The following is a 21,371-nucleotide window of genomic DNA, read 5'->3' on the forward strand; positions in this document are numbered from 1 at the left end:
TAGTACGAGAGCGCGATCGGCGAGAGGAAGCACCGTGAGCGAGCAGCCACGTCAAGGACAGCTGGACCTAGCCGACCACGCGGACGCCGCAAGCAAGGGGAATCAGAGCGCGACCGGGCCGTACGAGCCCGTGCAGCCCGGATTGTTTCCCGACGACTCGGTGCCCGACGCCCTCGTGGGCTATCGCGGGCCGAGCGCCTGCCAGATCGCCGGCATCACCTACCGCCAGCTGGACTACTGGGCGCGGACCTCGCTCGTCGTCCCGTCGATCCGCGGCGCGGCCGGCTCGGGCAGTCAGCGCCTGTACTCGTTCAAGGACATCCTGGTTCTCAAGATCGTCAAGCGGCTGCTGGACACCGGCATCTCGCTGCACAACATCCGGGTCGCGGTCGACCATCTGCGCCAGCGCGGCGTCGAGGACCTGGCCAACATCACCCTGTTCTCCGACGGCACCACCGTCTACGAGTGCACCTCGGCCGAAGAGGTGGTCGACCTGCTGCAGGGCGGCCAAGGGGTGTTCGGCATCGCGGTATCCGGTGCGATGCGCGAGCTGACCGGCGTCATCGCCGACTTCCCCGGCGAGCGCGCCGACGGCGGCGAGTCGATTGCCGCCCCGGAAGACGAGCTGGCGTCCCGGCGCAAGCACCGCGACCGCAAGATCGGTTAGCCGCGCCTTTTTCCCGGCGCGAGCCCGCTCGCGTCGGCGCGAGGGTGCGCAATTGCACACGCTCTACGGCGTGTCGCCGTACGGACACGCACGCTCGCGGCGGGGACGCCCGCGCGAGTAAGCTGGACGACGCGTCGCACTCGGGCGGGAGAGTTCCGTGGCTGCCAGTCACGGGCGCCGAAGGAGCAAGACCTCTCCACCAACCTCTCAGGCACCCGGACCGCGCGAGTTTACGACGTCTCTGGAAAGCGGTGCGGACCCGGATCGGTCCGCACCCGCCGATGGGGAAAGGCGCTCCGAGCATCAGCGGCGCCGAATCTCTCAGGCGCCTGGCGAACGGGCGAAGACAGAGGGAGAGGGCCGCATTCCTCTTCCTCCGATGCCTCCGATGCCTCTGCAGGCCGTCCAGTCAGGAGTTCGCCAGTGCCAGACCACGCACCCTTCGCAACGCGCCACATCGGTCCCGACGGCCGGGCCGTCGCCGCCATGCTCGCGGTCATCGGTGTCGACTCGCTCGACGAGTTGGCCGCCCGGGCGGTGCCGAGCCGCATCCTCGACAAGCTCACCGACAGCGGTGCCGCGCCCGGTCTCGACGGGTTGCCGTCGCCGGCCGGCGAGGCCGAGGCGCTGACCGAGCTGCGGGCGCTGGCCGACGCGAACACCGTGGCCGTGTCGATGATCGGGCAGGGCTACTACGACACGCTCACCCCACCGGTGTTGGTGCGCAACATCATGGAGAACCCGGCGTGGTACACCGCGTACACGCCGTATCAGCCCGAGATCAGTCAGGGCCGCCTGGAGGCGCTGCTGAACTTCCAGACGATGGTGGCCGACCTCACCGGGCTCGAGATCGCCAACGCGTCGATGCTCGACGAGGGCACCGCGGCCGCCGAGGCGATGACGCTGATGCACCGCGCGGCCCGGGGCGCGTCGAACCGGCTGGCCGTCGACGTCGACGTCTTCACCCAGACCGCCGCGGTGCTGACCACGCGGGCCCGGCCGCTGGGCATCGAGATCGTCACCGCCGACCTGCGCGAGGGATTGCCGGACGGCGAGTTCTTCGGGGTCCTCGCCCAGCTGCCCGGCGCCAGCGGCCGGATCACCGACTGGGCGGCCCTGGTGACGCAGGCCCACGACCGCGGGGCGCTGGCCGCCGTCGGCGCCGACCTGCTGGCGTGCACGCTGATCACCCCGCCCGGCGAGATCGGCGCCGACGTGGCGTTCGGCAGCAGCCAAAGGTTCGGCGTCCCAATGGGATTCGGCGGACCTCATGCCGGTTATCTCGCGGTGCACCCCCAGCATGCGCGCCAACTGCCGGGCCGGCTGGTCGGCGTGTCCGTCGACGACGACGGCACCCCGGCGTACCGCCTGGCGCTGCAGACGCGCGAGCAGCACATCCGCCGCGACAAGGCGACCAGCAACATCTGCACCGCGCAGGTGCTGCTGGCGGTGATGGCCGCCATGTACGCCGCCTACCACGGCGCCGAAGGGCTGACCGCGATCGCCCGCCGGGTGCACGGTCACGCCGAGGCGATCGCCGCCGGGCTGGGCGATGCGACCGTGCACGACACGTACTTCGACACCGTCCTGGCCCGGGTGCCCGGACGCGCGGACGCCGTCGTCGCCACGGCGAAGGCCAAGGGCGTCAACCTGTGGCGCGTCGACGCCGACCACGTGTCGGTGGCGTGCGACGAAGCAACCACAGCCGACCACGTGGCCGCGGTGCTGGAGGCGTTCGGGGCGTTGCCCGCCGAACCGGTGTCCGCCGATATCGCCACCCGCACATCGCAGTTCCTGACCCACCCGGCCTTCACGCAGCACCGGACCGAGACGGCGATGATGCGCTACCTGCGCACCCTGGCGGACAAGGACATCGCCCTGGACCGCAGCATGATCCCGCTCGGCTCGTGCACGATGAAGCTCAATGCGGCCGCCGAGATGGAGCCGGTCACCTGGCCGGAATTCGCCCGCCAGCATCCGTTCGCCCCGGCCTCCGACACTCCGGGGCTGCGGCGCCTCATCGCCGACCTGGAGAGCTGGCTGGTGCAGATCACCGGGTACGACGCGGTCTCGCTGCAACCCAACGCCGGCTCGCAGGGCGAGTACGCCGGCTTGCTGGCGATCCGCGGCTACCACGCCAGCCGGGGCGAACCGCACCGCGACGTCTGCCTGATCCCGTCCAGCGCGCACGGCACCAACGCCGCGTCGGCGGCGCTGGCCGGCATGCGGGTGGTCGTGGTGGCCTGCCGCGACAAGGGTGGTCAGGCAGGTGACGTCGACCTGGACGACCTGCGCGCCAAGGTGGCCGAGCACGCCGACCGGCTGGCGGCGCTGATGATCACCTACCCCTCCACGCACGGGGTGTTCGAGCACGACGTCGCCGACATCTGCGCGGCCGTACACGACGCCGGCGGCCAGGTCTACATCGACGGCGCCAACCTCAACGCGCTCGTGGGACTGGCCCGGCCCGGCAGGTTCGGCGGCGACGTCAGCCACCTCAACCTGCACAAGACGTTCTGCATCCCGCACGGGGGCGGCGGCCCGGGCGTCGGGCCGGTGGCGGCGCGATCGCACCTCGCGCCGTTCCTGCCGGGGCACCCGTTCGCCCCCGAACTGCCCGGGGGCCACCCGGTGGCGTCGGCGCCCTACGGCTCGGCCTCGATCCTGCCGATCACCTGGGCCTACATCAGGATGATGGGCGCCGAAGGACTGCGCGCGGCCTCGCTGACCGCGATCGCCTCGGCCAACTACATCGCGCGGCGTCTCGACGAGTACTTCCCGGTGCTCTACACCGGCGAGAACGGCATGGTCGCCCACGAGTGCATCCTCGACCTGCGGGGCATCACCAAGGCGACCGGCGTGACCGTCGACGACGTCGCGAAGCGGCTGGCCGACTACGGTTTTCACGCGCCCACGATGAGCTTTCCGGTGGCCGGCACGCTGATGGTGGAACCCACCGAGAGCGAGACGCTGACCGAAGTCGACGCGTTCTGCGACGCGATGATCGCCATCCGACGCGAGATCGACCGGGTCGGCGCGGGGGAGTGGACTGTCGACGACAATCCGCTGCGGGGCGCACCGCACACGGCCGAGTGCCTGCTGGTGGCCAACTGGGACCACCCGTACACCCGGGAGGAGGCCGCCTACCCGCTCGGCAAGAACTTCCGGCCCAAGGTGTGGCCACCGGTGCGCCGCATCGACGGCGCCTACGGCGACCGCAACCTGGTCTGCTCGTGCCCGCCGGTGGAGTCGTTCGCCTAACCCGGCGACGAGGCCGGCTCAGCCCAAGAACGTGTTGACCGCGGCGGCGAGGTCGGGGGAGGCCGACGTCGCCAGGTTCTGGTAGCCGCCACCGCTGAGCCGGGCGACGGCCTCCCAGGTCGCGCGGTCCGGGTCGGCGCCGAAGTCGATGACGTTGACCGCGATGGGCCTGGCCGGATCGGCGCCGGTGCGGATGAATTCCTGCAGCCCGGCACCGTCGAGCGTCTGGTCGGTGTGCGGCCCGGCGGTGATGACCAGGATCGAGTTCGTCTGGCCGACAAGGTAGTTGGCCTGCCTCTGCTGGTAGAGCATGCGCAGGGTCGTGAACGACACCGCACCCCCCGGCGAGGAGTACTGCTTGTCCAGCGCGGCCAGCAGCGCCGCCGTCCGCGGCCGGCCGTCGACCGGGTCGGACAGCGGGCCGGTCGTCACCTCGGCGCGGCCCTCGTGGCCGTCGAAGGTCCAGAGCCCCAGGACATCGGAGGGCGGCAGCGACGTGATCTTGCCCGTGAGCGCCGCGATGACGTTGGCCAGCCGGGTCTTGCCGCCGTCGTCGGCGGGCATCGACTGGTCGAGCATGATCGTCGCGGCCAGCCCGTTGGACGGTGCGGCCATCGCCTCGGCCAGCGTGGCGCGCAGCCCGTCATCAACCAGCGACAGGGCGGCCGGAAGCGCGGGGAAGCTCGTCACCGGGCTGCTCGGCGGCTTGACGCCGTTGACCCGGAACCCGGCCGCGGCCAGCTTCTCGAGTTGCTCGGGCTTGCGCATGAAGTGGGCGAACTCGCTGCCCGCGGCAACCTGCTCCTGTGTCAGCCACTCGCCGCTGAGCAGCACCGTGGGATAGTCGGCGACCGGCGGCGGCCCGGGCGGCAGCCAGGCGCCCAGCTTGCCCTTGGCATCCGGCAGCGACTCGCCGCGCCGGAACACCTGCTGTTCGGTGGTGATCACCGCGTGCACCGGCGCGGACGCGGCGTCACCGGCGCCCAGCAGCGCGTTCATCGCCTCCACCACCGAGTTGTCCGCCAGTTTGGGCTGGGAGCCAACCAGTGTGTGGACCGCGCCGATCCCCTGGGTGGCCGGGGCACCGGCAGGCGCCGAGGCGACCGCGACCGCCTCTCCGGCCAGGAACGAGGCGTCACCGTTGCCGCTCGTCGGCAACGCCAGCCGCAGCGACCCCCAGCCCGGCAGCTTCAGCCCGTCCAGGGCGTTCGGGTCGGTCTGCAGGCCGGGCAGCGCGGCCCAGGTCTGGTTGCCCAGGGCCTGCTCGAGTTCGGGACGGACGGCGACCACCACCGGCGACGTGACCAGCGACCGGCTGTCGCTGATCGTCTTCGGGCCCGTGGCCGCGGCGAGCCGCGCCACGGACACCGAGCTACCCGGGAGCCACAGCGCCGGCCGCTCGCCCAAATCGGCCGGCCACTGGCCGATGAAGCCGGTGAGGACGGCGTCGCCGTTGGCCGCCTTGATCTTCACCACCATGCAGTGGTCACCGACCGGACCGGCCGACGAGTTGTAGCTATCCGCCAGCTGCTGCACCGGATCGGCGATCGACGGGTCGACGATGACCGCGACGTCCTCCTTGCCGCCCACGCAGCGGACCGCGGCGCGGTGCGAGCGGTTGGACAACGCGTCGCCGAAGAAGCTCCACAGGATCACCGTCCCGACGACCAGGATGACGGCCACGAGCGCGACGATCACGCCGACGCTGACGCCCCGGCGCCCGCCGACGCTGCGGTGGCCGCCGCGCCAGTCGCCGAGGCCCCGGTGCCCGCCCCGGAACACCGACGGTGCCGGGCCGCGCGGCCCGGCGCCGTCCTCATCCGCAGGGCGCGGCGCGAACTCCGGATACTCGTCGGGCGTGCCCGCGCCGAACGCGCCGTCGGCCGGGTAGCGATCTTCGGCGTCGGGCAAGTCGTCCTCGTCGGCGCCGGCCTCCGCCGCCGCCTCGCCGCCGGGCTCGCGCGGCGAGAACTCCGGCGTGGGGTGGCCGAGGCCGCCCCAGGGGTCGGTCGTCCACGGCCCGCCCGTCGCGAACCCGTCGCCCGGGCCGGGCTCGCCGGAGGGTTGGTCGACGGGTTCGTCGGGGCCGGGCCTGCTGTGCCTACCCATACCGGCGTCCGCCGCCTTTCCGTCGACTGGTCACGTGGGTCATCGCATGGGGCGCCCGGTCTCGGGCAACGGCGATTTTACTGCGCGTCGCGGGCCTTGAGCTCCCGCCGGCGCCGATGCAGGATCGGCTCGGTGTAGCCGTTGGGCTGCTGCGCGCCCGACAGGATCAGGTCCTGGGCGGCCAGGAATGCGATGCTGTCATCGAAGTGGGGCGCCATGGGCCGGTAAGCCTTGTCGCCGGCGTTCTGCTGGTCGACCAGCGGGGCCATCCGCTCCAGCCCGGCCCGGACGTCCTCGCTGGTGATGATGCCGTGACGCAACCAGTTCGCGAGCAACTGACTGGCAATCCGCAGGGTGGCGCGGTCCTCCATGAGGTCCACGTTGTGGATGTCGGGCACCTTCGAGGACCCGACTCCCTGGTCGATCCAGCGCACCACGTAGCCGAGGATGCCCTGGCAGTTGTTGTCCACCTCCTCGCGGATCTCCTCGGGAGCCCAGGCGAGTTCCTTGGACAGCGGGATGGTCAGCAGCTGGTCGACGGTGGCGCGCCGCTTGCCCGCCAGTTCCCGCTGCACCGCCGCCACGTCGACCTTGTGGTAGTGCATCGCGTGCAGCGTCGCCGCCGTCGGCGAGGGCACCCAGGCGGTGCTGGCACCGGCGCGGGGCTGGGCGATCTTCTGCTCGACCATGTCGGCCATGAGCTCCGTCATCGTCCACATGCCCTTGCCGATCTGGGCGTGGCCTTCGAAGCCCGCCGCCAGGCCGACGTCGACGTTGTTGTCCTCGTAGGCCAGGATCCACGGCTGACTCTTCATGGTGCCCTTGCGCACCATGGGGCCGGCCTCCATCGACGTGTGGATCTCGTCCCCGGTGCGGTCCAGGAAGCCGGTGTTGATGAACACGACCCGGTCGGCGACGGCCTTGATGCACGCCTTCAGGTTCAGCGTCGTGCGCCGCTCCTCGTCCATCACGCCGACCTTGAGGGTCTTCTGCGGCAGCCCGAGCACCTCCTCGACCCGGCTGAACAGCTCGGCGGTGAAGGCGACCTCATCGGGGCCGTGCATCTTGGGCTTGACGATGTAGACCGAGCCGGTGCGGCTGTTGACCAGCGCGCCGTGGGAGTCGCCGGCCGTCAGTCCGTGGACCGCGCACAGCCCGGTGAACAACGCGTCCTGGATGCCCTCGAAAACCTCGTTACCGTCCGCGTCGACGATCGCGTCGTTGGTCATCAGGTGGCCGACGTTGCGCACGAACATCAGGCTGCGGCCCGGCAGGGTGAGCTCGCCGCCGTCGGGGGTGGTGTAGCTGCGGTCCTGGTTGAGGACGCGGGTGAACGTCTTGCCGTCTTTGCTCACCTCGGCGGCCAGGTCGCCCTTGTTCAGGCCCAGCCAGTTGCGGTAAGCGCCGACCTTGTCGTCGGCGTCGACGGCGGACACGGCGTCCTCGAAGTCGATGATCGTGGTGACCGCCGACTCCAGCACCACGTCCTTGACGCCGGCGGCGTCGGTCTTGCCGATCGGCGACTCCGGGTCGATCTGGATCTCGACGTGCAGGCCGTTGTTGACCAGCAGCACCGACCAGTTGGGGGAGCCCAGCTCGCCGCTGTATCCGACGAACTTCTCCGGGCTCGCCAATCCGGTGGACTCCGAACCGAGGTCGATCCGCAGCCGGCCGTCGGCGATGCTCAGCCCCGTCGCGTCCGTCCACGAGCCCGACGCCAGGGGCGCCGCCTCGTCCAGGAACTTGCGCGCGTAGGCGATCACCTTGTCGCCGCGGACCCTGTTGTAGCTGCTGCCCTGCTCGGCGCCGTCGCTCTCCGGGATGACGTCGGTGCCGTACAGGGCGTCGTAGAGGGAACCCCAGCGGGCGTTGGCCGCGTTGAGCGCGAACCGGGCGTTGGTCACCGGGACCACGAGCTGCGGCCCGGCCGTCGTGGTGATCTCGGGGTCGACGTTGGCGGTGGTGATGGTGAAGTCGTCGGGTTCCGGCAGCAGGTAGCCGATCTCGGTGAGGAACTCGCGGTAGGCGTCCGGGTCGAGGGGCTGGATGACGCGTTGCCGGTGCCACTTGTCGATCTGGGCCTGCAGCTCGTCGCGGCGGACGAGCAGGTCCCGGTTCCGCGGGCTGAGGTCGGTGACGACCTTGTCGACGCCCGCCCAGAAGCTGTCCGGGTCGATGTCGGTGCCAGGCAGGGCCTCGTTGTTCACGAAGTCGTAGAGCACTCGGGCGACCCGCAAGTTCCCCACCGACACGCGATCAGTCATTTCTCTCCTCCGTAACGGGCCTGCTCGCACCTCCGGCCCTCAGCTGGCAATGGCGTCAGCCTACCGACAAGCAGCCTGACGATCGTTCTCCGGCCGACCCGCAGCAGCAGGTCACGCCCCGCTGACCGCCTCGCCGATGACACCGCGGCGGGCGTCGAGCACCGCTCGACGGCAACGCTCGCACCGCGGCGCGGAAACCTCGGCCCTCCAGCACGTTTCTTCACTGGCAGCCGTAGCGATCATACGGGTCCGGACCGGTCTACCCGCCGGCCACTCCCACCGCGCCGGCAGGGGCCCCGCCGAGGCTTCCCGCTACGCCTCGTTCATGGCGCCGACCAGGTCTTCGACCAGATCTTCCATGGCCACCATGCCGATCACCCCGCCGGCGCCGGAGCCGTCGGCGCCGGTCACCAGGGCCAGGTGGCTGTTGCTGCGGCGCATCCGGGACAGGGCGTCGGCCAGCGGCAACGAGGCGGGCACCCGCGGCAGCGGCCGCACCACCGCCAGGTCGATCGCGGTCCCGGGATCGCCGCCGAGGGTGAGCACGTCCTTGATGTGCAGGTAGCCGATGAAGTGGCCGTCGGGGCCCGCGACCGGGTACCGGGAGTACCCCGTCTCGGCCAGGGCCTGTTCGACGCTGCCGACGGTGGGCCCGGAGCCCGTGGCGGCCACCGGCACCGCCCGGATCGCGCCCAGCGGAACGACCACGTCCCCGACCACCCGGGTACGCACCTGCAGCGCCCGGGTCAGCCGGGAGTGCTCCTCGGGATCCAGCAGCCCTTCCGAGACGGACTCGGCGATCATCTCGCTGAGCTCCACGGTGCTGACCGCGATCTCGAGTTCGTCCTTCGGCTCGACGCCCAGCATCCGCAGGACGGCGTTGGCGCAGCGGTTGTAGAACGCGATGAACGGCCGGGCGATCCGCACGTAGGCCAGGTACGGCGGGACCAACAGCATGGCCGTGCGCTCCGGACCGGCCAGTGCGATGTTCTTCGGCACCATCTCGCCGAGCAGCACGTGCAGCGTCACCACGATCGCCAGCGCGATGGCGAACGCCACGGTGTGCAACGCCGTCGGGGGCAGACCGGTCAGCCCGAAGCCCGTCGCCAGCAGGTCGAACACCGCCGGCTCGCCGATCCGGCCGAGCAGCAGCGAGGCGGCCGTGACGCCCAACTGGGCGCCGGCCAGCATCGACGGCAGCTGCTCACCGGCGCGGATCACGGTGACCGCCCTGGTCCTGCCCTGCTCGGTCAGCGCCTCGAGGCGGTCGCGGCGCACCGAGATCAGCGAGAACTCCGCCCCGACGAAAAAGGCGTTCACCCCGATCAGCAGGACCGCCAGCAGCAGTCTCATCGTCTCGCTCATCGGCGTCCCCGCCCGGGGGGGCCGCCGTGGCCGCCCAGCTCGGTCAGCTCGAGCTGGTCGATGCGGCGCCCGTCCATCCGGACCACCGTCGCCTGCCAGCGCCCCGGCGTGTCCGACAGCCCGTCGGAGTCCAGCGACGTCAGCTCCACGGTCTCGCCGGCCGTCGGGATGTGGCCGAGCTCGCGCAGCACCAGCCCGCCGATCGTCTCGTAGGGCCCCTCGGGCCCGCGATAGCCGGTGGCGGTGGCGACCTCGTCGATGCGCAGCAGGCCCGCCACCCGCCAGCCGCGACCGGCCGCCATCACGTCCGGGGTCGCGTCGTCGTGCTCGTCGCGGACGTCGCCGACGATCTCCTCGATCAGGTCCTCGAGGGTGACCATCCCGGCGGTGCCGCCGTACTCGTCGACGACCATCGCGGTCTGCAGGTCGCTGGTGCGGATCAGCGACATCACCGCGTCGCCGTCCAGCGTCGACGGCACCACCGGAACCGGCCGGGCCAGCGCGGTCAGCGGCGTGTGCGCGCGGTCGGCCGACGGGACCGCGAACACCTGTTTGACGTGCACGATGCCGACGGTTTCGTCGAGGTCGCCGTCGACGATGGGGAAGCGGGAGAATCCGGACTCGGCGGCCGCCGCAGTCAGGTCGGCGACGCTGTCGCCGCTCTGCAGGGCCACGATCTTCGACCTCGGCGTCATCAGCTCCTCGGCGGTGCGCGTGCCGAACTGCAACGATCGCCGCACCAGCGAGGCGGTGGCCGCGTCCAGGGCGCCGCTGCGCGCCGAGGTGCGCACCAGCGACAGCAGCTCCTGCGGCGAGCGCGCCGACCGCAGGTCCTCGGCCGGTTCGATGCCCAGCTTGCGGACGATCCAGTTTGCCGCGCCGTTGGTCAACCGGATGGCGGGGGTGAGCAGCAGTGAGAACAGCAGCTGCACGCTCACGACGGCGCGCGCGGTCGCCAGCGGGCGGGCCACCGCGAGGTATTTGGGGACCAGCTCGCCGAACACCATCGACACCGACGTCACGACCACCATCACCAAAAACGCCATGATCGCGTCGCCCGCCGGATCGGACACCCCGAGCGCGTCCAGCCACGGGTGCGGCAGGTCGGCGAGCATGGGCTCGGTCAGGTAGCCGGTCGCCAGCGTCGTGATGGAGATGCCGAGCTGGGCACCCGAGAGCTGGAACGACAGCTTGTTCTGGGCGCGCTGGATGAACCGGTCGCGGCGCGCCCCGGCGCGGGCGTTGGCTTCGACGGTGCTGCGGTCCAGCGCGGTCAGGGAGAACTCGGCCGCGACGAAGACCGCGTTGGCGATGATCAGCACGGCGATGGCCAGCACGCCGACCAGGCTGGCGGTGAGGTTCACGGTGTTCCCGGTGTCCCCGGGAACGTCGCGGGCGGCGGCTTCACCCGCGGGTAAGCGGCCTTGAGGCGTGCCTGCGGCACGTCATCCCCTTCGCTCGATGCCGCGCGGCGGTTTGCTGCGGGCGGGAATCACAGGAATTGCCATGGTAGCGAACGTCCCGCCCCGCCCGGGTCACCAGCCCTGGGGCAGCGGATGGCCCTCGGCGAACCCCGCGGCCGACTGCACGCCGACGACGGCCCGCTGGTGCAGTTCGGCCAGGTTGGCGGCGCCGACATAGGTGCAGGTGCTGCGGACGCCCGCGGTGATGTGGTCGATCAGGTCCTCGACGCCGCCGCGGGCGGGGTCCAGCCCCATCCGCGACGTCGAGATGCCTTCCTCGAACAACGCCTTGCGGGCCCGTTCGAAGGCCGTGTCGGCGCCGCTGCGGGCGACGACGGCCCGCTTGGACGCCATCCCGTAGCTCTCCTTGTACGGCTGGTTGTCGCGGTCCCGCATCAGGTCGCCGGGCGATTCGTAGGTGCCGGCGAACCACGAGCCGATCATGACGTTGGACGCGCCGGCGGCCAGCGCCAGCGCCACGTCGCGCGGGTGGCGGATCCCGCCGTCGGCCCACACGCGGCCGCCCAGTGCCCTGGCGGCGGCGGCGCATTCGACGACCGCGGAGAACTGCGGGCGGCCCACCCCGGTCATCATCCGGGTGGTGCACATCGCGCCGGGCCCGACACCGACCTTGACGATGCCCGCCCCCGCCTCGAGCAGGTCCCGGGTACCCTCCGCCGACACCACGTTGCCCGCCACCAGCGGCAGGTCCAGGTCCAGTTCGGAGACCACCTCGGCGACCGCCGCGACCGCCTCCAGCGTCTTGACCTGATGCCCGTGCGCGGTGTCGATGACCAGCACGTCGACGCCGGCCTCGGCCAGCGAGCGGGCCCGGGCCCCGACGTCGCCGTTGATGCCGACGGCGGCGCCGATGCGCAGCCGCCCGCGCGCGTCGGTGGCCGGGGTGTAGAGCCCGGCGCGGATCGCGCCGGTGCGGGTCAGCACTCCGGCCAGCGTGCCGTCCGCATTCGTCACCACGGCGACCCCGATCGGGGCGTGCTCGAGCAGGTCGAAGACCTTGCGCATGTCGGTGCCGACCGGTGCGGCGACGAAGTCGCTGACGGCGACGTCACGCACGCGGGCGAAGCGGTCCACGCCCACGCAGGACGCTTCGCTGACCACGCCGATGGGGCGGCCCTCGAAGACCACGACCGCGACCCCGTGGGCGCGCTTGTGGATCAGCGCGACCGCGTCGGACACCGAATCGTCGGACTCGAGCACGACCGGCGTGTCCAGCACCAGGTCGCGGCTCTTGACGAACTCCACGGTCTGCTGCGCCGCCGGGATCGGCAGGTCCTGCGGCAGGATCACGAGGCCGCCGCGCCGCGCGACCGTCTCGGCCATGCGCCGCCCGGCGACCGCGGTCATGTTGGCGACCACGACGGGGATGGTGGTGCCCGAGCCGTCGTCGGTGGACAGGTCGACGTCGAAGCGCGACGCGACCTCCGAGCGGTTCGGCACGATGAAGACGTCGTCGTAGGTCAGGTCATACCCGGGTCGATGCCCGTCCAGAAACCTCATCGTCGCCCCACTTCACCGTCGCCCCACTTCGTCACGCGATCCGTCCGGCCCGGTACGGGCTAGGCGGGTACCTCGGTGCGGTCGCCGCTCCACAGTGTGTGGAACTTGCCCGGCTCGTCGATCCGCCCGTAGGTGTGGGCGCCGAAGAAGTCGCGCAGACCCTGGGTCAGCGCGGCCGGCAGCCGCTCGGCGCGCAGCGCGTCGTAGTACGACAGCGCCGACGCGAAGCCCGGAATCGGGATACCCAGCCGGGTGGCGCTCACCACGACGCGGCGCCACCCGTCGATTGCCGCTTCGATCGCGCTGCGGAAGTAGGGGGCCACGATCAGGGTGGGCAGGTCGGGCTCGGCGTCGAACGCCTCCTTGATGCGGTTGAGGAACTTCGCCCGGATGATGCAGCCGCCGCGCCAGATGGTCGCCAGGTCGCCGGGGGCGATGTCCCAGTCGTATTCGGTGCTGCCGGCCTGGATCTGGTTGAAGCCCTGCGCGTAGGCGATGATCTTCGACGCGTACAGGGCCTGCCGGATGTCTTCGACGAATTGCTCTGCATCGGACGGCTTTGCGCCCAGCTCGCCGGAGGCCAGCCCGATGGTGGCCGTGCGCTGGGTCACCGAACCCGACAGCGCCCGGGCGAACACGGCCTCGGCGATGCCGGTGACCGGGACCCCGAGATCCAGCGCCGACTTCACCGTCCAGCGTCCGGTGCCCTTCTGCTCGGCCTCGTCCAGGATGACGTCGACGAGCGGCTTGCCGGTCTTGGCGTCCGTCTGGCGCAACACCTGCGCGGTGATCTCGACCAGGTAACTGTCCAGCTCGCCGGAGTTCCACTCGTCGAACACGTCGGCGATCTGAGCGGCGTTCTTGCCGAGCCCGTCGCGCAGCAGCTGGTAGGCCTCGCCGATCAGCTGCATGTCGGAGTACTCGATGCCGTTGTGCACCATCTTGACGAAGTGACCGGCGCCGTCGGGGCCGATGTGGGTGCAGCACGGGACGCCGTCGACGTGCGCGGAGATCTCCTCGAGCAGCGGGCCCAGGGATTTGTACGACTCGGCCGGACCGCCCGGCATGATCGACGGACCGTTGAGCGCGCCCTCCTCGCCGCCGGAGATGCCGGCGCCGACGAAGTGCAGGCCGCGCTCCCGCATCGCCTTCTCGCGGCGGATGGTGTCGGTGTAGAGGGCGTTGCCCCCGTCGATGATGATGTCGCCGTGCTCCATGGCGTCGGCGAGCTCGTTGATGACCGCGTCGGTCGCCTCGCCGGCCTTGACCATGATGAGCACCCGGCGTGGCTTCTCCAGCGCGTCCAGGAATTCCGGGATGGTCTGGCAGCGCACGAATTCGCCGTCGCCGCCGTGCTCGGCGAGCAGCGCGTCGGTCTTGGCGACCGACCGGTTGTGCAGCGCCACCGTGTAGCCGTGACGGGCGAAGTTGCGCGCGATGTTCGAGCCCATCACGGCAAGGCCGGTGACGCCGATCTGCGCGGTACCGGTCGTGGAATTCGGATTGGCATCCGACGAACTCATGTCTTCGCGCCTCTCAGTTTGGAGAACTTCTGTTGCAAGCCTTTCCGACACACTGTGGCACAGCGGCGTATCGGCGCTCCGGGGAGTTTCGGTTTGGCCGCCCGCTACAGATCGAACAGTCGCCGCAGTTCGGTGAGCCACGGCACGGCCAGGGCGACGGTGGGAACCACCAGGATGGCGGCCGCGGCCAGGTAGGCGACCGCCGACAAGGTCAGGCTGTTGCCGCGCCCCGCCAGCCGGCGCACCCGCACCACCGTGCTCGGCCCGCCGACGGCCAGCGCGCCCGAGGGCGCCCGCCCCGACGCGCAGGCGACAAGCGCCCGGGCCAGGGGAGCGCGCCCGGCGGCGCGCACCGCGGCGTCGTCGGCCAGCAGTTCGACGAGCAGCGCCACCGCGCGCAGCGCGCTGGAGCTCCGCACGAGCCGGGGAAAGGCGGCGTGCACGGCGGTGAACGCCTCGAGCACCAGATCGTGGCGGGCCCGAAGGTGCGCCCGCTCGTGGGTGAGCACGGCCGCGACCTCGTCACCGGTGAGCGCGGTCAGCGCCCCTTCGCTGACGACCACGCGGCTGCGCACTCCGGGCAGGCAGTAGGCCAGCGGCTGCGCCACCCCCAGCACGCGCAGGTCGCGGGTCCGCGCGCACGGCTGGACGCGGGCGGCGTCGTGGTCGACCCCGACGAGGTCGACCACCATCCGGTGGTGCGCCCGCCGGCGCCGGTTGGGGATCACGACGCGCACCACGGCGACCGTCAACCGGGCACCCACCAGCACGGTCAGCGCGAAGGCGGCGATGCACGCCGTCCACAGCGGCCAGCCCAGCGTGCCCTCGGCTGCGACGACGCCGGCCGTGGGCCGCCCGTCGGGACCGGGCATGAGCAGCCGGCTGGCGATCGCGATGCCCGCACTGAAGGTGGAGAGGACCGCGGCCAGGGCGATGGCCTGCCACAACACCATCGCCGCCCGCGGGGCGCGCAACGGCCACGTCGCGCGTGCCAGGACGGCGGGCGCCGGACCGACCAGCAGCACCGCGAGCAGAGTGAAGGCCAGCGCGGACACGCTGCCAGTCTCCCTCAGGCCTCCGCTGGCACGCCAGCAGGTGGCGCGGGGCGTTGGTTTGCTTGCAATTCGGCGAGCGCACGCCGCAGGGCCTGCGCCTCGTCCGCGCCGACACGCTCGACGAAATGCACGAGCGCCGCCTGCCGGCCCCCGGAGTCCTCGGCCTGCGCCAGCGCGTCGACCATCAGCCCGGCGACCAGTTCGTCGCGGCCGTGCACGGCCGCGTACCGGTGGGCCCGGTCATCGCGGATCTGCGACACCAGGTTCTTCTTTGCCAGCCGCTGCAGCACGGTCATCACCGTCGTGTACGCGAGGTCGCGGCGCGCCGACAGCGCCTCATGGACCTGGCGCACGGTCTGGGGTTCCGGCGCGGACCACAAGTGGTCCATCACGGCGCGCTCCAGTTCTCCCAACCTGGTCAGCTTGGCCATAGTCTGCTCATCTCCTCAAGAGTAAGGACAAGCGTACCCCGGCGTACTACCGGCCGTCGTACCGAAAGCCGGCCGCGTCGCCCGCCGGGCTTGCGAATTTAGGGCAGCCTTGCCTATGCTAGCCCGTGATCGAGCGACAACGGACCGTGACGGAGTCCTGAGGGCTGCAGTGACCCCCGGTCCACTCGATCGGCGAGCCCCGTGCCCTGCGCACGGGGCTCGCCCGTTTCCGGGACGGGATCCGGCGCCGGCCGCCGCGCGCGCCGATGGTGTGGACACCATGGTGTAGACACAAGGACGTGCAACCGCCAGACACGGTCACCCCCGGCAACATCCCGGACTTCACCGCGCCGTTCGACACCGAATTGGGCCTGCGCTACACCGAACTCGGCCCGGACGGCGTCCGGGCGCAACTCGAGGTCACGCCGAAGCTGCTGCAGCCGATGGGTCTCGTGCACGGCGGCGTCTACTGCTCGATGGTCGAGAGCATGGCCAGTGTGGCGGCCTACACCTGGCTCGCCACCCAGGGCGGCGGGAATGTCGTCGGCGTCAACAACAACACCGATTTCCTGCGTTCCATCGGGTCGGGAACCGTGTACGGCCGGGCCGAGCCGATCCACCGCGGCCGCCGCCAGCAGCTGTGGCTGGTCACGATCACCGACGCCACCGACCGGGTCGTGGCGCGGGGCCAGGTGCGGCTGCAGAACCTCCAGACGGCGGCGGACACGGGCTGAACGGCGCCCCGGGGTGTCGGCGGCCCGGGGTGTCGGCGGCCCCGGCACCGCGGCGTGGCAGGATCACCAGACATGCGCCTGACGCCACACGAGCAGGACCGCCTGTTGGTGTCCTACGCCGCCGAGCTCGCCCGGCGCCGCCGTTCCCGGGGGTTGCGGCTCAATCATCCCGAGTCGGTTGCGATCATCAGCGACCACATCCTCGAGGGCGCCCGTGACGGCCGCACGGTGGCCGAGCTGATGGCCAGCGGCTGCCAGGTCCTGACCCGCGATGACGTGATGGAGGGAGTGCCCGAGATGCTCGCCGACGTGCAGGTGGAAGCGACGTTCCCGGACGGCACCAAACTGGTCACCGTCCACCACCCGATCGCATGATTCCCGGCGAAATCCTCTACGGCAGCGGCGACATCGAGATCAACGAGGGCGCCCCGCGCCTCGAGATGGAGATCGTCAACACCGGTGACCGTCCGATACAGGTCGGCAGTCACGTTCACATTCCGCAGGCCAACAGGGCGTTGTCCTTCGACCGCGAGGCGGCCCACGGCTATCGGCTGGACGTCCCGGCCGCGACCGCCGTGCGCTTCGAACCCGGTGTGCCCCAGCAGGTGCGCCTGGTCCCGCTGCGCGGACGGCGCCAGGTGCACGGGCTGACACTGAATCCCCCCGGAAGGCTGGACGACTGATGGCGCCACTGTCCCGTGACCGCTACGCCCTGGTGTACGGGCCCACCACCGGCGACCGGGTCCGGCTCGCCGACACCGATTTGCTGGTCGAGATCACCGAGGACCGCAGCGGCGGGCCGGGTCTGGCCGGCGACGAGGCGGTGTTCGGCGGCGGCAAGGTGCTGCGCGAGTCGATGGGCCAGGGGCGCGCCACCCGGGCCGAGGGCGCGCCCGACACCGTGATCACCGGCGCGATCGTCCTCGATTACTGGGGAATCATCAAGGCCGACATCGGGATTCGCGACGGCCGCATCACCGCGCTGGGCAAGGCCGGCAACCCCGACATCATGTCGGGGGTGCACCCGGACCTGGTGGTCGGGCCGTCCACCGAGGTCATCGGGGGCAACGGCCTGATCGTGACCGCGGGGGCGATCGACAGCCACGTGCATCTGATCTGCCCGCAACTCATGCCCGAGGCGATCGGCGCCGGCGTCACCACCATCGTCGGGGGTGGCACGGGGCCCGCCGAGGGCAGCAAGGCCACGACCGTCACCCCGGGCGCCTGGCACCTGGGCCGCATGCTGGAAGCGCTGGACGGCTGGCCGGTCAACTTCGCGCTGCTGGGCAAGGGCAACACCGTCAGCGCCGAGGGCTTGTGGGAGCAATTGCGCGGCGGCGCTTCGGGTTTCAAACTACACGAGGACTGGGGATCGACCCCGGCGGCCATCGACGCCTGCCTGACGGTCGCCGACGCCGCCGGTGTGCAGGTGGCGCTGCACACCGACACGCTCAACGAGATGGGGTTCGTCGAGGACACCCTGGCCGCGATCGCCGGCCGCTCGATCCACACCTACCACACCGAGGGCGCCGGCGGTGGCCATGCGCCCGACATCATCAGGGTCGCCGGCCAACCCAATGTGCTGCCCAGCTCCACCAACCCGACCCGCCCGTACACGGTGAACACCCTCGACGAGCACCTGGACATGCTGATGGTCTGCCATCATCTGAACCCCGCGGTGCCCGGGGATCTGGCGTTCGCCGAAAGCCGGATCCGGCCGTCGACGATGGCGGCCGAAGACGTACTGCACGACATGGGCGCCATCTCGATCATGGGCAGCGACTCGCAGGCCATGGGCCGCATCGGCGAGACGGTGATGCGGACCTGGCAGACCGCGCACGTGATGAAGCGCCGCCGCGGCGCGCTGCCCGGGGACCCCTCGGGCAGTCAAGCCGCCGACAACAACCGGGCGCGCCGCTACGTCGCGAAGTACACCATCTGCCCGGCGGTCGCCCACGGCCTCGACCACGAGATCGGTTCGGTGGAGCCGGGCAAGCTCGCCGACCTGGTGTTGTGGGAGCCGGCGTTCTTCGGGGTGCGCCCGCACATGGTCATCAAGGGCGGCATGATCGCCTGGGCGGCGATGGGCGACGCGAACGCCTCCATCCCCACCCCGCAGCCCGTGTTGCCGCGGCCGATGTTCGGCGCCGCCCCGTCCACCACGAAGGCGACCTCCGTGCATTTCGTCGCGCCCCAGGCCATCGACGCGGGCCTGGCGGACAGGCTCGCGGTCGGCAGGCCGCTGGTGCCGGTCAGGGATGTGCGCGCCGTGGGCAAGGCGCAGCTGCCGCTCAACGACGCCCTGCCCGACATCAAAGTCGACCCCGACACCTTCACCGTGCGCATCGACGGCGAGGTCTGGCCGGAACAACCTCCGGCCGAACTGCCGATGGCACAACGTTATTTCCTGTTCTGACACCCGCGACCGTTCGGCTCAGCTACTACCACGGCCGCGACGGGGCCATCGTCGGCTCGCTGATCTCCACCCATCCGCTCGACCGGCTCATCGGGCCGGCGCAGCCGCCGATCCCGCAGCGCTGAGCCCCCGGGCGTCGACAGCGGTGGCACCGGGGCGTGGCAGGATCGACGAATATGTCCACCCTCCTCATGCCGAGCCCGCGGGCGCGGCCGCCGTCGACCGATGCCGCGGGAACGACCGTCGCCCGATGATGTCCCTCGCGGTGCTACTGACCCTGGCGGACTCGCGGCTGCCCACCGGCGCGCACGTACACTCCGGCGGCGTCGAAGAGGCCGTCACCAGCGGCCTGGTGACCAACATGGAGACGCTGGAAGCCTTCCTGCGCAGGAGGATTCGCAGCCACGGGCTGGTCGCCGCATCGATCGCGGCGGCGGTGCACCGCGGCGAGCTCACCCCGGACGACGCCGACCGGGAGGCCGACGCGCGCACCCCGTCCCCGGCGGCGCGCCGGGCCTCGCGCAGCCAGGGCCGGGGGCTGACCCGGCTGGCGCGACGGGTCTGGGCGGACGCGGACTGGGACGCCATCGGCTCCCACCCGCACCTCGCCGTGGCGGCGGGCCGGGTCGGTGCCGCCGGCGGGCTGAGCCCCGAGCAGGGCGCGGTGAGCGTCGTCTACACCACGATGACCGGCTCCGCGACGGCCGCGCAGCGGCTGCTGGCGCTGGACCCGGCCGACGTGGCGGCGTGCACGTTCCGGCTCGCGGAGCTGTGCGAGCACACCGCCGCCGAAGCGACCAAGGGACTGGCCGACCTGTCCGACCCGCTGCTCGACACGCTCGCAGAGCGGCACGCCGAACGCGAGCGGCCTTTGTTCGCATCCTGAAAGGCTCTACATGACAACGCATTCTCACACCCACACCCACGCCCCCATCGACCGGCCCCGGCGCGTCCGCGGACCCGGTGAGCCGCTGCGCATCGGGATCGGGGGACCGGTCGGCTCGGGTAAGACGGCGCTGGTTGCCGCGCTGTGCCGGCAGTTGCGCGACGAGCTGTCGCTGGCGGTGGTGACCAACGACATCTACACCACCGAGGACGCCGACTTCCTGCGCAGGCACGCGGTGCTGCCGGACGACCGGATCGCGGCCGTGCAGACCGGCGGCTGCCCGCACACCGCGATCCGCGACGACATCACCGCGAACCTCGATGCGATCGACGACCTGGTCGCCGCCCACGACGCGCTGGACCTGATCCTGGTCGAGTCCGGCGGCGACAACCTCACCGCCACGTTCTCGTCGGGACTGGTCGACGTGCAGATCTTCGTCGTCGACGTGGCCGGCGGCGACAAGGTGCCCCGCAAGGGTGGGCCGGGGGTGACCTTCTCGGACCTGTTGGTGGTCAACAAAACCGACCTGGCACCGCTGGTGGGCGCCAGCCTGCAGGTGATGGCCCGCGACGCCGACGCGGTGCGCGAGGGCCGTCCGACGGTGTTGCAGTCCCTGACCGAGGACCCGGCCGCGACCGGGGTGCTGGCGTGGGTCCGGACGCAACTGCGCGAGGCGGCCCGCCGCTGATGCGTTCCGAGCTCCTGCTGGTCGCCGCCCCGAACCGGTTGCCGCGCATCGAATGCCGGGGCGGCGGTGTGACCGCCCGCTGCACCAGACCGGACACGGTGCACCTGGTTTCCACAGCCGCGACCCCGCTGGGCGGCGACGCCATCGACATTCGCGTGGTCGTCGAGCCGGGAGCCCGGCTGAAAATCCGCAGCGCCGCGGCCACCGTCGCGCTGCCGGGACCGGCGACCCCGACCTCACACGCACGGTGGGCCATGGAGGTGGCCGGTGACCTGGACGTCGACGTCGAGCCGACGGTCGTCGCCGCCACTGCGCGTCACCTGTCCGGCATCTCGTTGCGGCTGCACGACGAGGCATCGATCCGGCTGCGTGAGCGGGTCCAGATCGGCAGATTCGGTGAGCGGGAAGGGTTCTGGTCGGGGGCGCTGTGCGCCGACCGCAACGACCGGCCGTTGACGCGACACCGGGTGGAGTTGGGCGCCGGATCCCTGGCCGACGACGCGCTGTGCGCCCCGCGCGCCAACGTCAGCGAATTGCGTTATCCGGCAATCGCTTCCGCTGCGCCAGCCGACTCCCGCACGACGGTGCTGGCCTTGGCCGACGGCGGGACGCTGAGCACCTGGCAGGGCGACCGGCTGTCCTGCTAGCCGGTCCCCGCCCGGTGCGTCGCTCAGCGTGCGGGAATGGCGTCGTTGTATGGGGCGTCGCTGTTCTGGTCGGCCCGGGTGAGCACCAGGTACACGGCGCCGAGCCCGACGACGGCCACCGACAGAATCGCGATGATGTAGTCGTCATACCAGGGCTTGTAGGGCTCCCGGGGCCAGGCGAGGTTGACGATGGCCGCGACACCGTGGATCAGCGCACCGATGTTGACGGGTAGTCCCCAGCGGCCCAGCTTGTACTTCCCGGGCGCGCAGGTCCCGAACAGATTGGTCGAGGACCGTATCCCCATCGGACCGACGTCGTCGGGGCTAACCGGGGCTAACCG

General features: G+C 71.3%; 18 protein-coding genes and 2 riboswitches. Of the genes, 9 read left to right on the forward strand and 9 right to left on the reverse strand.

All coding sequences use genetic code 11. The annotated features are described in order from the left end of the window. Nucleotides 1-34: 34 nt before the first annotated feature. Both FPZ47_RS02270 and gcvP read left to right on the forward strand, forming a co-directional pair. Complete coding sequence (locus FPZ47_RS02270) at nucleotides 35-667, forward strand: MerR family transcriptional regulator (RefSeq protein ID WP_168209334.1); 633 nt, start codon at nucleotides 35-37, stop codon at nucleotides 665-667. A gap of 135 nt (nucleotides 668-802) precedes the next feature. Continuing rightward, nucleotides 803-900, forward strand: a riboswitch (glycine riboswitch). Next, nucleotides 901-1,027: riboswitch (glycine riboswitch) on the forward strand. 63 nt (nucleotides 1,028-1,090) lie between these two features. Next, the gene (gene gcvP, locus FPZ47_RS02275; protein ID WP_144947415.1) at nucleotides 1,091-3,928 is read left to right on the forward strand and encodes an aminomethyl-transferring glycine dehydrogenase; all 2,838 of its coding nucleotides are present in this window, start codon (nucleotides 1,091-1,093) and stop codon (nucleotides 3,926-3,928) included. An 18-nt stretch (nucleotides 3,929-3,946) separates the two neighbouring features. Here gcvP and FPZ47_RS02280 read toward each other — a convergent pair whose 3' ends face one another. From FPZ47_RS02280 to FPZ47_RS02315, 8 genes are all read right to left on the reverse strand, one after another. Next, nucleotides 3,947-6,037 (reverse strand): substrate-binding domain-containing protein, encoded by a 2,091-nt coding sequence (locus FPZ47_RS02280; protein WP_144947417.1) that lies wholly within the window; start codon nucleotides 6,035-6,037, stop codon nucleotides 3,947-3,949. A 77-nt stretch (nucleotides 6,038-6,114) separates the two neighbouring features. After that, a complete protein-coding gene (locus FPZ47_RS02285; protein WP_144947419.1) occupies nucleotides 6,115-8,301 on the reverse strand; it encodes a malate synthase G in 2,187 nt (728 codons plus the stop codon). Nucleotides 8,302-8,613: 312 nt separating this feature from the next. Continuing rightward, nucleotides 8,614-9,666, reverse strand: coding sequence for a hemolysin family protein (locus FPZ47_RS02290; protein ID WP_144947421.1), 1,053 nt, complete (start codon nucleotides 9,664-9,666; stop codon nucleotides 8,614-8,616). Beyond that, complete coding sequence (locus FPZ47_RS02295; RefSeq protein ID WP_144947423.1) at nucleotides 9,663-11,030, reverse strand: hemolysin family protein; 1,368 nt, start codon at nucleotides 11,028-11,030, stop codon at nucleotides 9,663-9,665. The genes FPZ47_RS02290 and FPZ47_RS02295 overlap by 4 nt, the downstream gene beginning before the upstream one ends. A 171-nt stretch (nucleotides 11,031-11,201) precedes the next feature. Further along, nucleotides 11,202-12,650, reverse strand: coding sequence for a GuaB1 family IMP dehydrogenase-related protein (locus tag FPZ47_RS02300; protein WP_144947425.1), 1,449 nt, complete (start codon nucleotides 12,648-12,650; stop codon nucleotides 11,202-11,204). Between the two features lie 59 nt (nucleotides 12,651-12,709). Next, entirely contained in the window at nucleotides 12,710-14,173 is a 1,464-nt protein-coding gene (gene gndA, locus FPZ47_RS02305) for an NADP-dependent phosphogluconate dehydrogenase (RefSeq protein WP_144947428.1), read from the reverse strand. A gap of 104 nt (nucleotides 14,174-14,277) precedes the next feature. Further along, nucleotides 14,278-15,228 carry a M56 family metallopeptidase gene (locus FPZ47_RS02310; protein WP_144947431.1) on the reverse strand — a complete coding sequence of 317 codons (951 nt, stop codon included), beginning with the start codon at nucleotides 15,226-15,228 and terminating at the stop codon, nucleotides 14,278-14,280. A 14-nt stretch (nucleotides 15,229-15,242) separates the two neighbouring features. Then, nucleotides 15,243-15,659, reverse strand: a complete 417-nt coding sequence (locus tag FPZ47_RS02315) for a BlaI/MecI/CopY family transcriptional regulator (protein WP_144947434.1) — start codon at nucleotides 15,657-15,659, stop codon at nucleotides 15,243-15,245. A gap of 299 nt (nucleotides 15,660-15,958) precedes the next feature. Between FPZ47_RS02315 and FPZ47_RS02320 the strand changes: the two genes are divergently transcribed. The 7 genes from FPZ47_RS02320 to FPZ47_RS02350 all read left to right on the forward strand — a co-directional run bounded on the left by FPZ47_RS02320 (nucleotide 15,959) and on the right by FPZ47_RS02350 (nucleotide 21,030). Next, nucleotides 15,959-16,393 (forward strand): PaaI family thioesterase, encoded by a 435-nt coding sequence (locus tag FPZ47_RS02320; protein ID WP_425461731.1) that lies wholly within the window; start codon nucleotides 15,959-15,961, stop codon nucleotides 16,391-16,393. A gap of 72 nt (nucleotides 16,394-16,465) precedes the next feature. Then, entirely contained in the window at nucleotides 16,466-16,768 is a 303-nt protein-coding gene (locus FPZ47_RS02325; protein WP_144947440.1) for an urease subunit gamma, read from the forward strand. Continuing rightward, nucleotides 16,765-17,076, forward strand: coding sequence for an urease subunit beta (locus tag FPZ47_RS02330; RefSeq protein ID WP_144947444.1), 312 nt, complete (start codon nucleotides 16,765-16,767; stop codon nucleotides 17,074-17,076). The genes FPZ47_RS02325 and FPZ47_RS02330 overlap by 4 nt, the downstream gene beginning before the upstream one ends. Next, nucleotides 17,076-18,809, forward strand: a complete 1,734-nt coding sequence (locus FPZ47_RS02335; protein ID WP_144947447.1) for an urease subunit alpha — start codon at nucleotides 17,076-17,078, stop codon at nucleotides 18,807-18,809. Before FPZ47_RS02330 ends, FPZ47_RS02335 begins: the two co-directional genes overlap by 1 nt. A gap of 250 nt (nucleotides 18,810-19,059) precedes the next feature. Then, the gene (locus tag FPZ47_RS02340; protein ID WP_144947449.1) at nucleotides 19,060-19,695 is read left to right on the forward strand and encodes an urease accessory protein UreF; all 636 of its coding nucleotides are present in this window, start codon (nucleotides 19,060-19,062) and stop codon (nucleotides 19,693-19,695) included. 10 nt (nucleotides 19,696-19,705) lie between these two features. Continuing rightward, the gene (gene ureG / locus FPZ47_RS02345; protein WP_144947452.1) at nucleotides 19,706-20,383 is read left to right on the forward strand and encodes an urease accessory protein UreG; all 678 of its coding nucleotides are present in this window, start codon (nucleotides 19,706-19,708) and stop codon (nucleotides 20,381-20,383) included. Next, a complete protein-coding gene (locus FPZ47_RS02350) occupies nucleotides 20,383-21,030 on the forward strand; it encodes an urease accessory protein UreD (RefSeq protein WP_144947455.1) in 648 nt (215 codons plus the stop codon). Before ureG ends, FPZ47_RS02350 begins: the two co-directional genes overlap by 1 nt. Before the next feature lie 23 nt (nucleotides 21,031-21,053). Here FPZ47_RS02350 and FPZ47_RS02355 read toward each other — a convergent pair whose 3' ends face one another. Further along, nucleotides 21,054-21,335 (reverse strand): hypothetical protein, encoded by a 282-nt coding sequence (locus tag FPZ47_RS02355; RefSeq protein WP_210419812.1) that lies wholly within the window; start codon nucleotides 21,333-21,335, stop codon nucleotides 21,054-21,056. Nucleotides 21,336-21,371 lie beyond the last annotated feature (36 nt).

The organism is Mycobacterium helveticum (assembly GCF_007714205.1).
Taxonomy (GTDB): Bacteria; Actinomycetota; Actinomycetes; order Mycobacteriales; family Mycobacteriaceae; genus Mycobacterium; species Mycobacterium helveticum.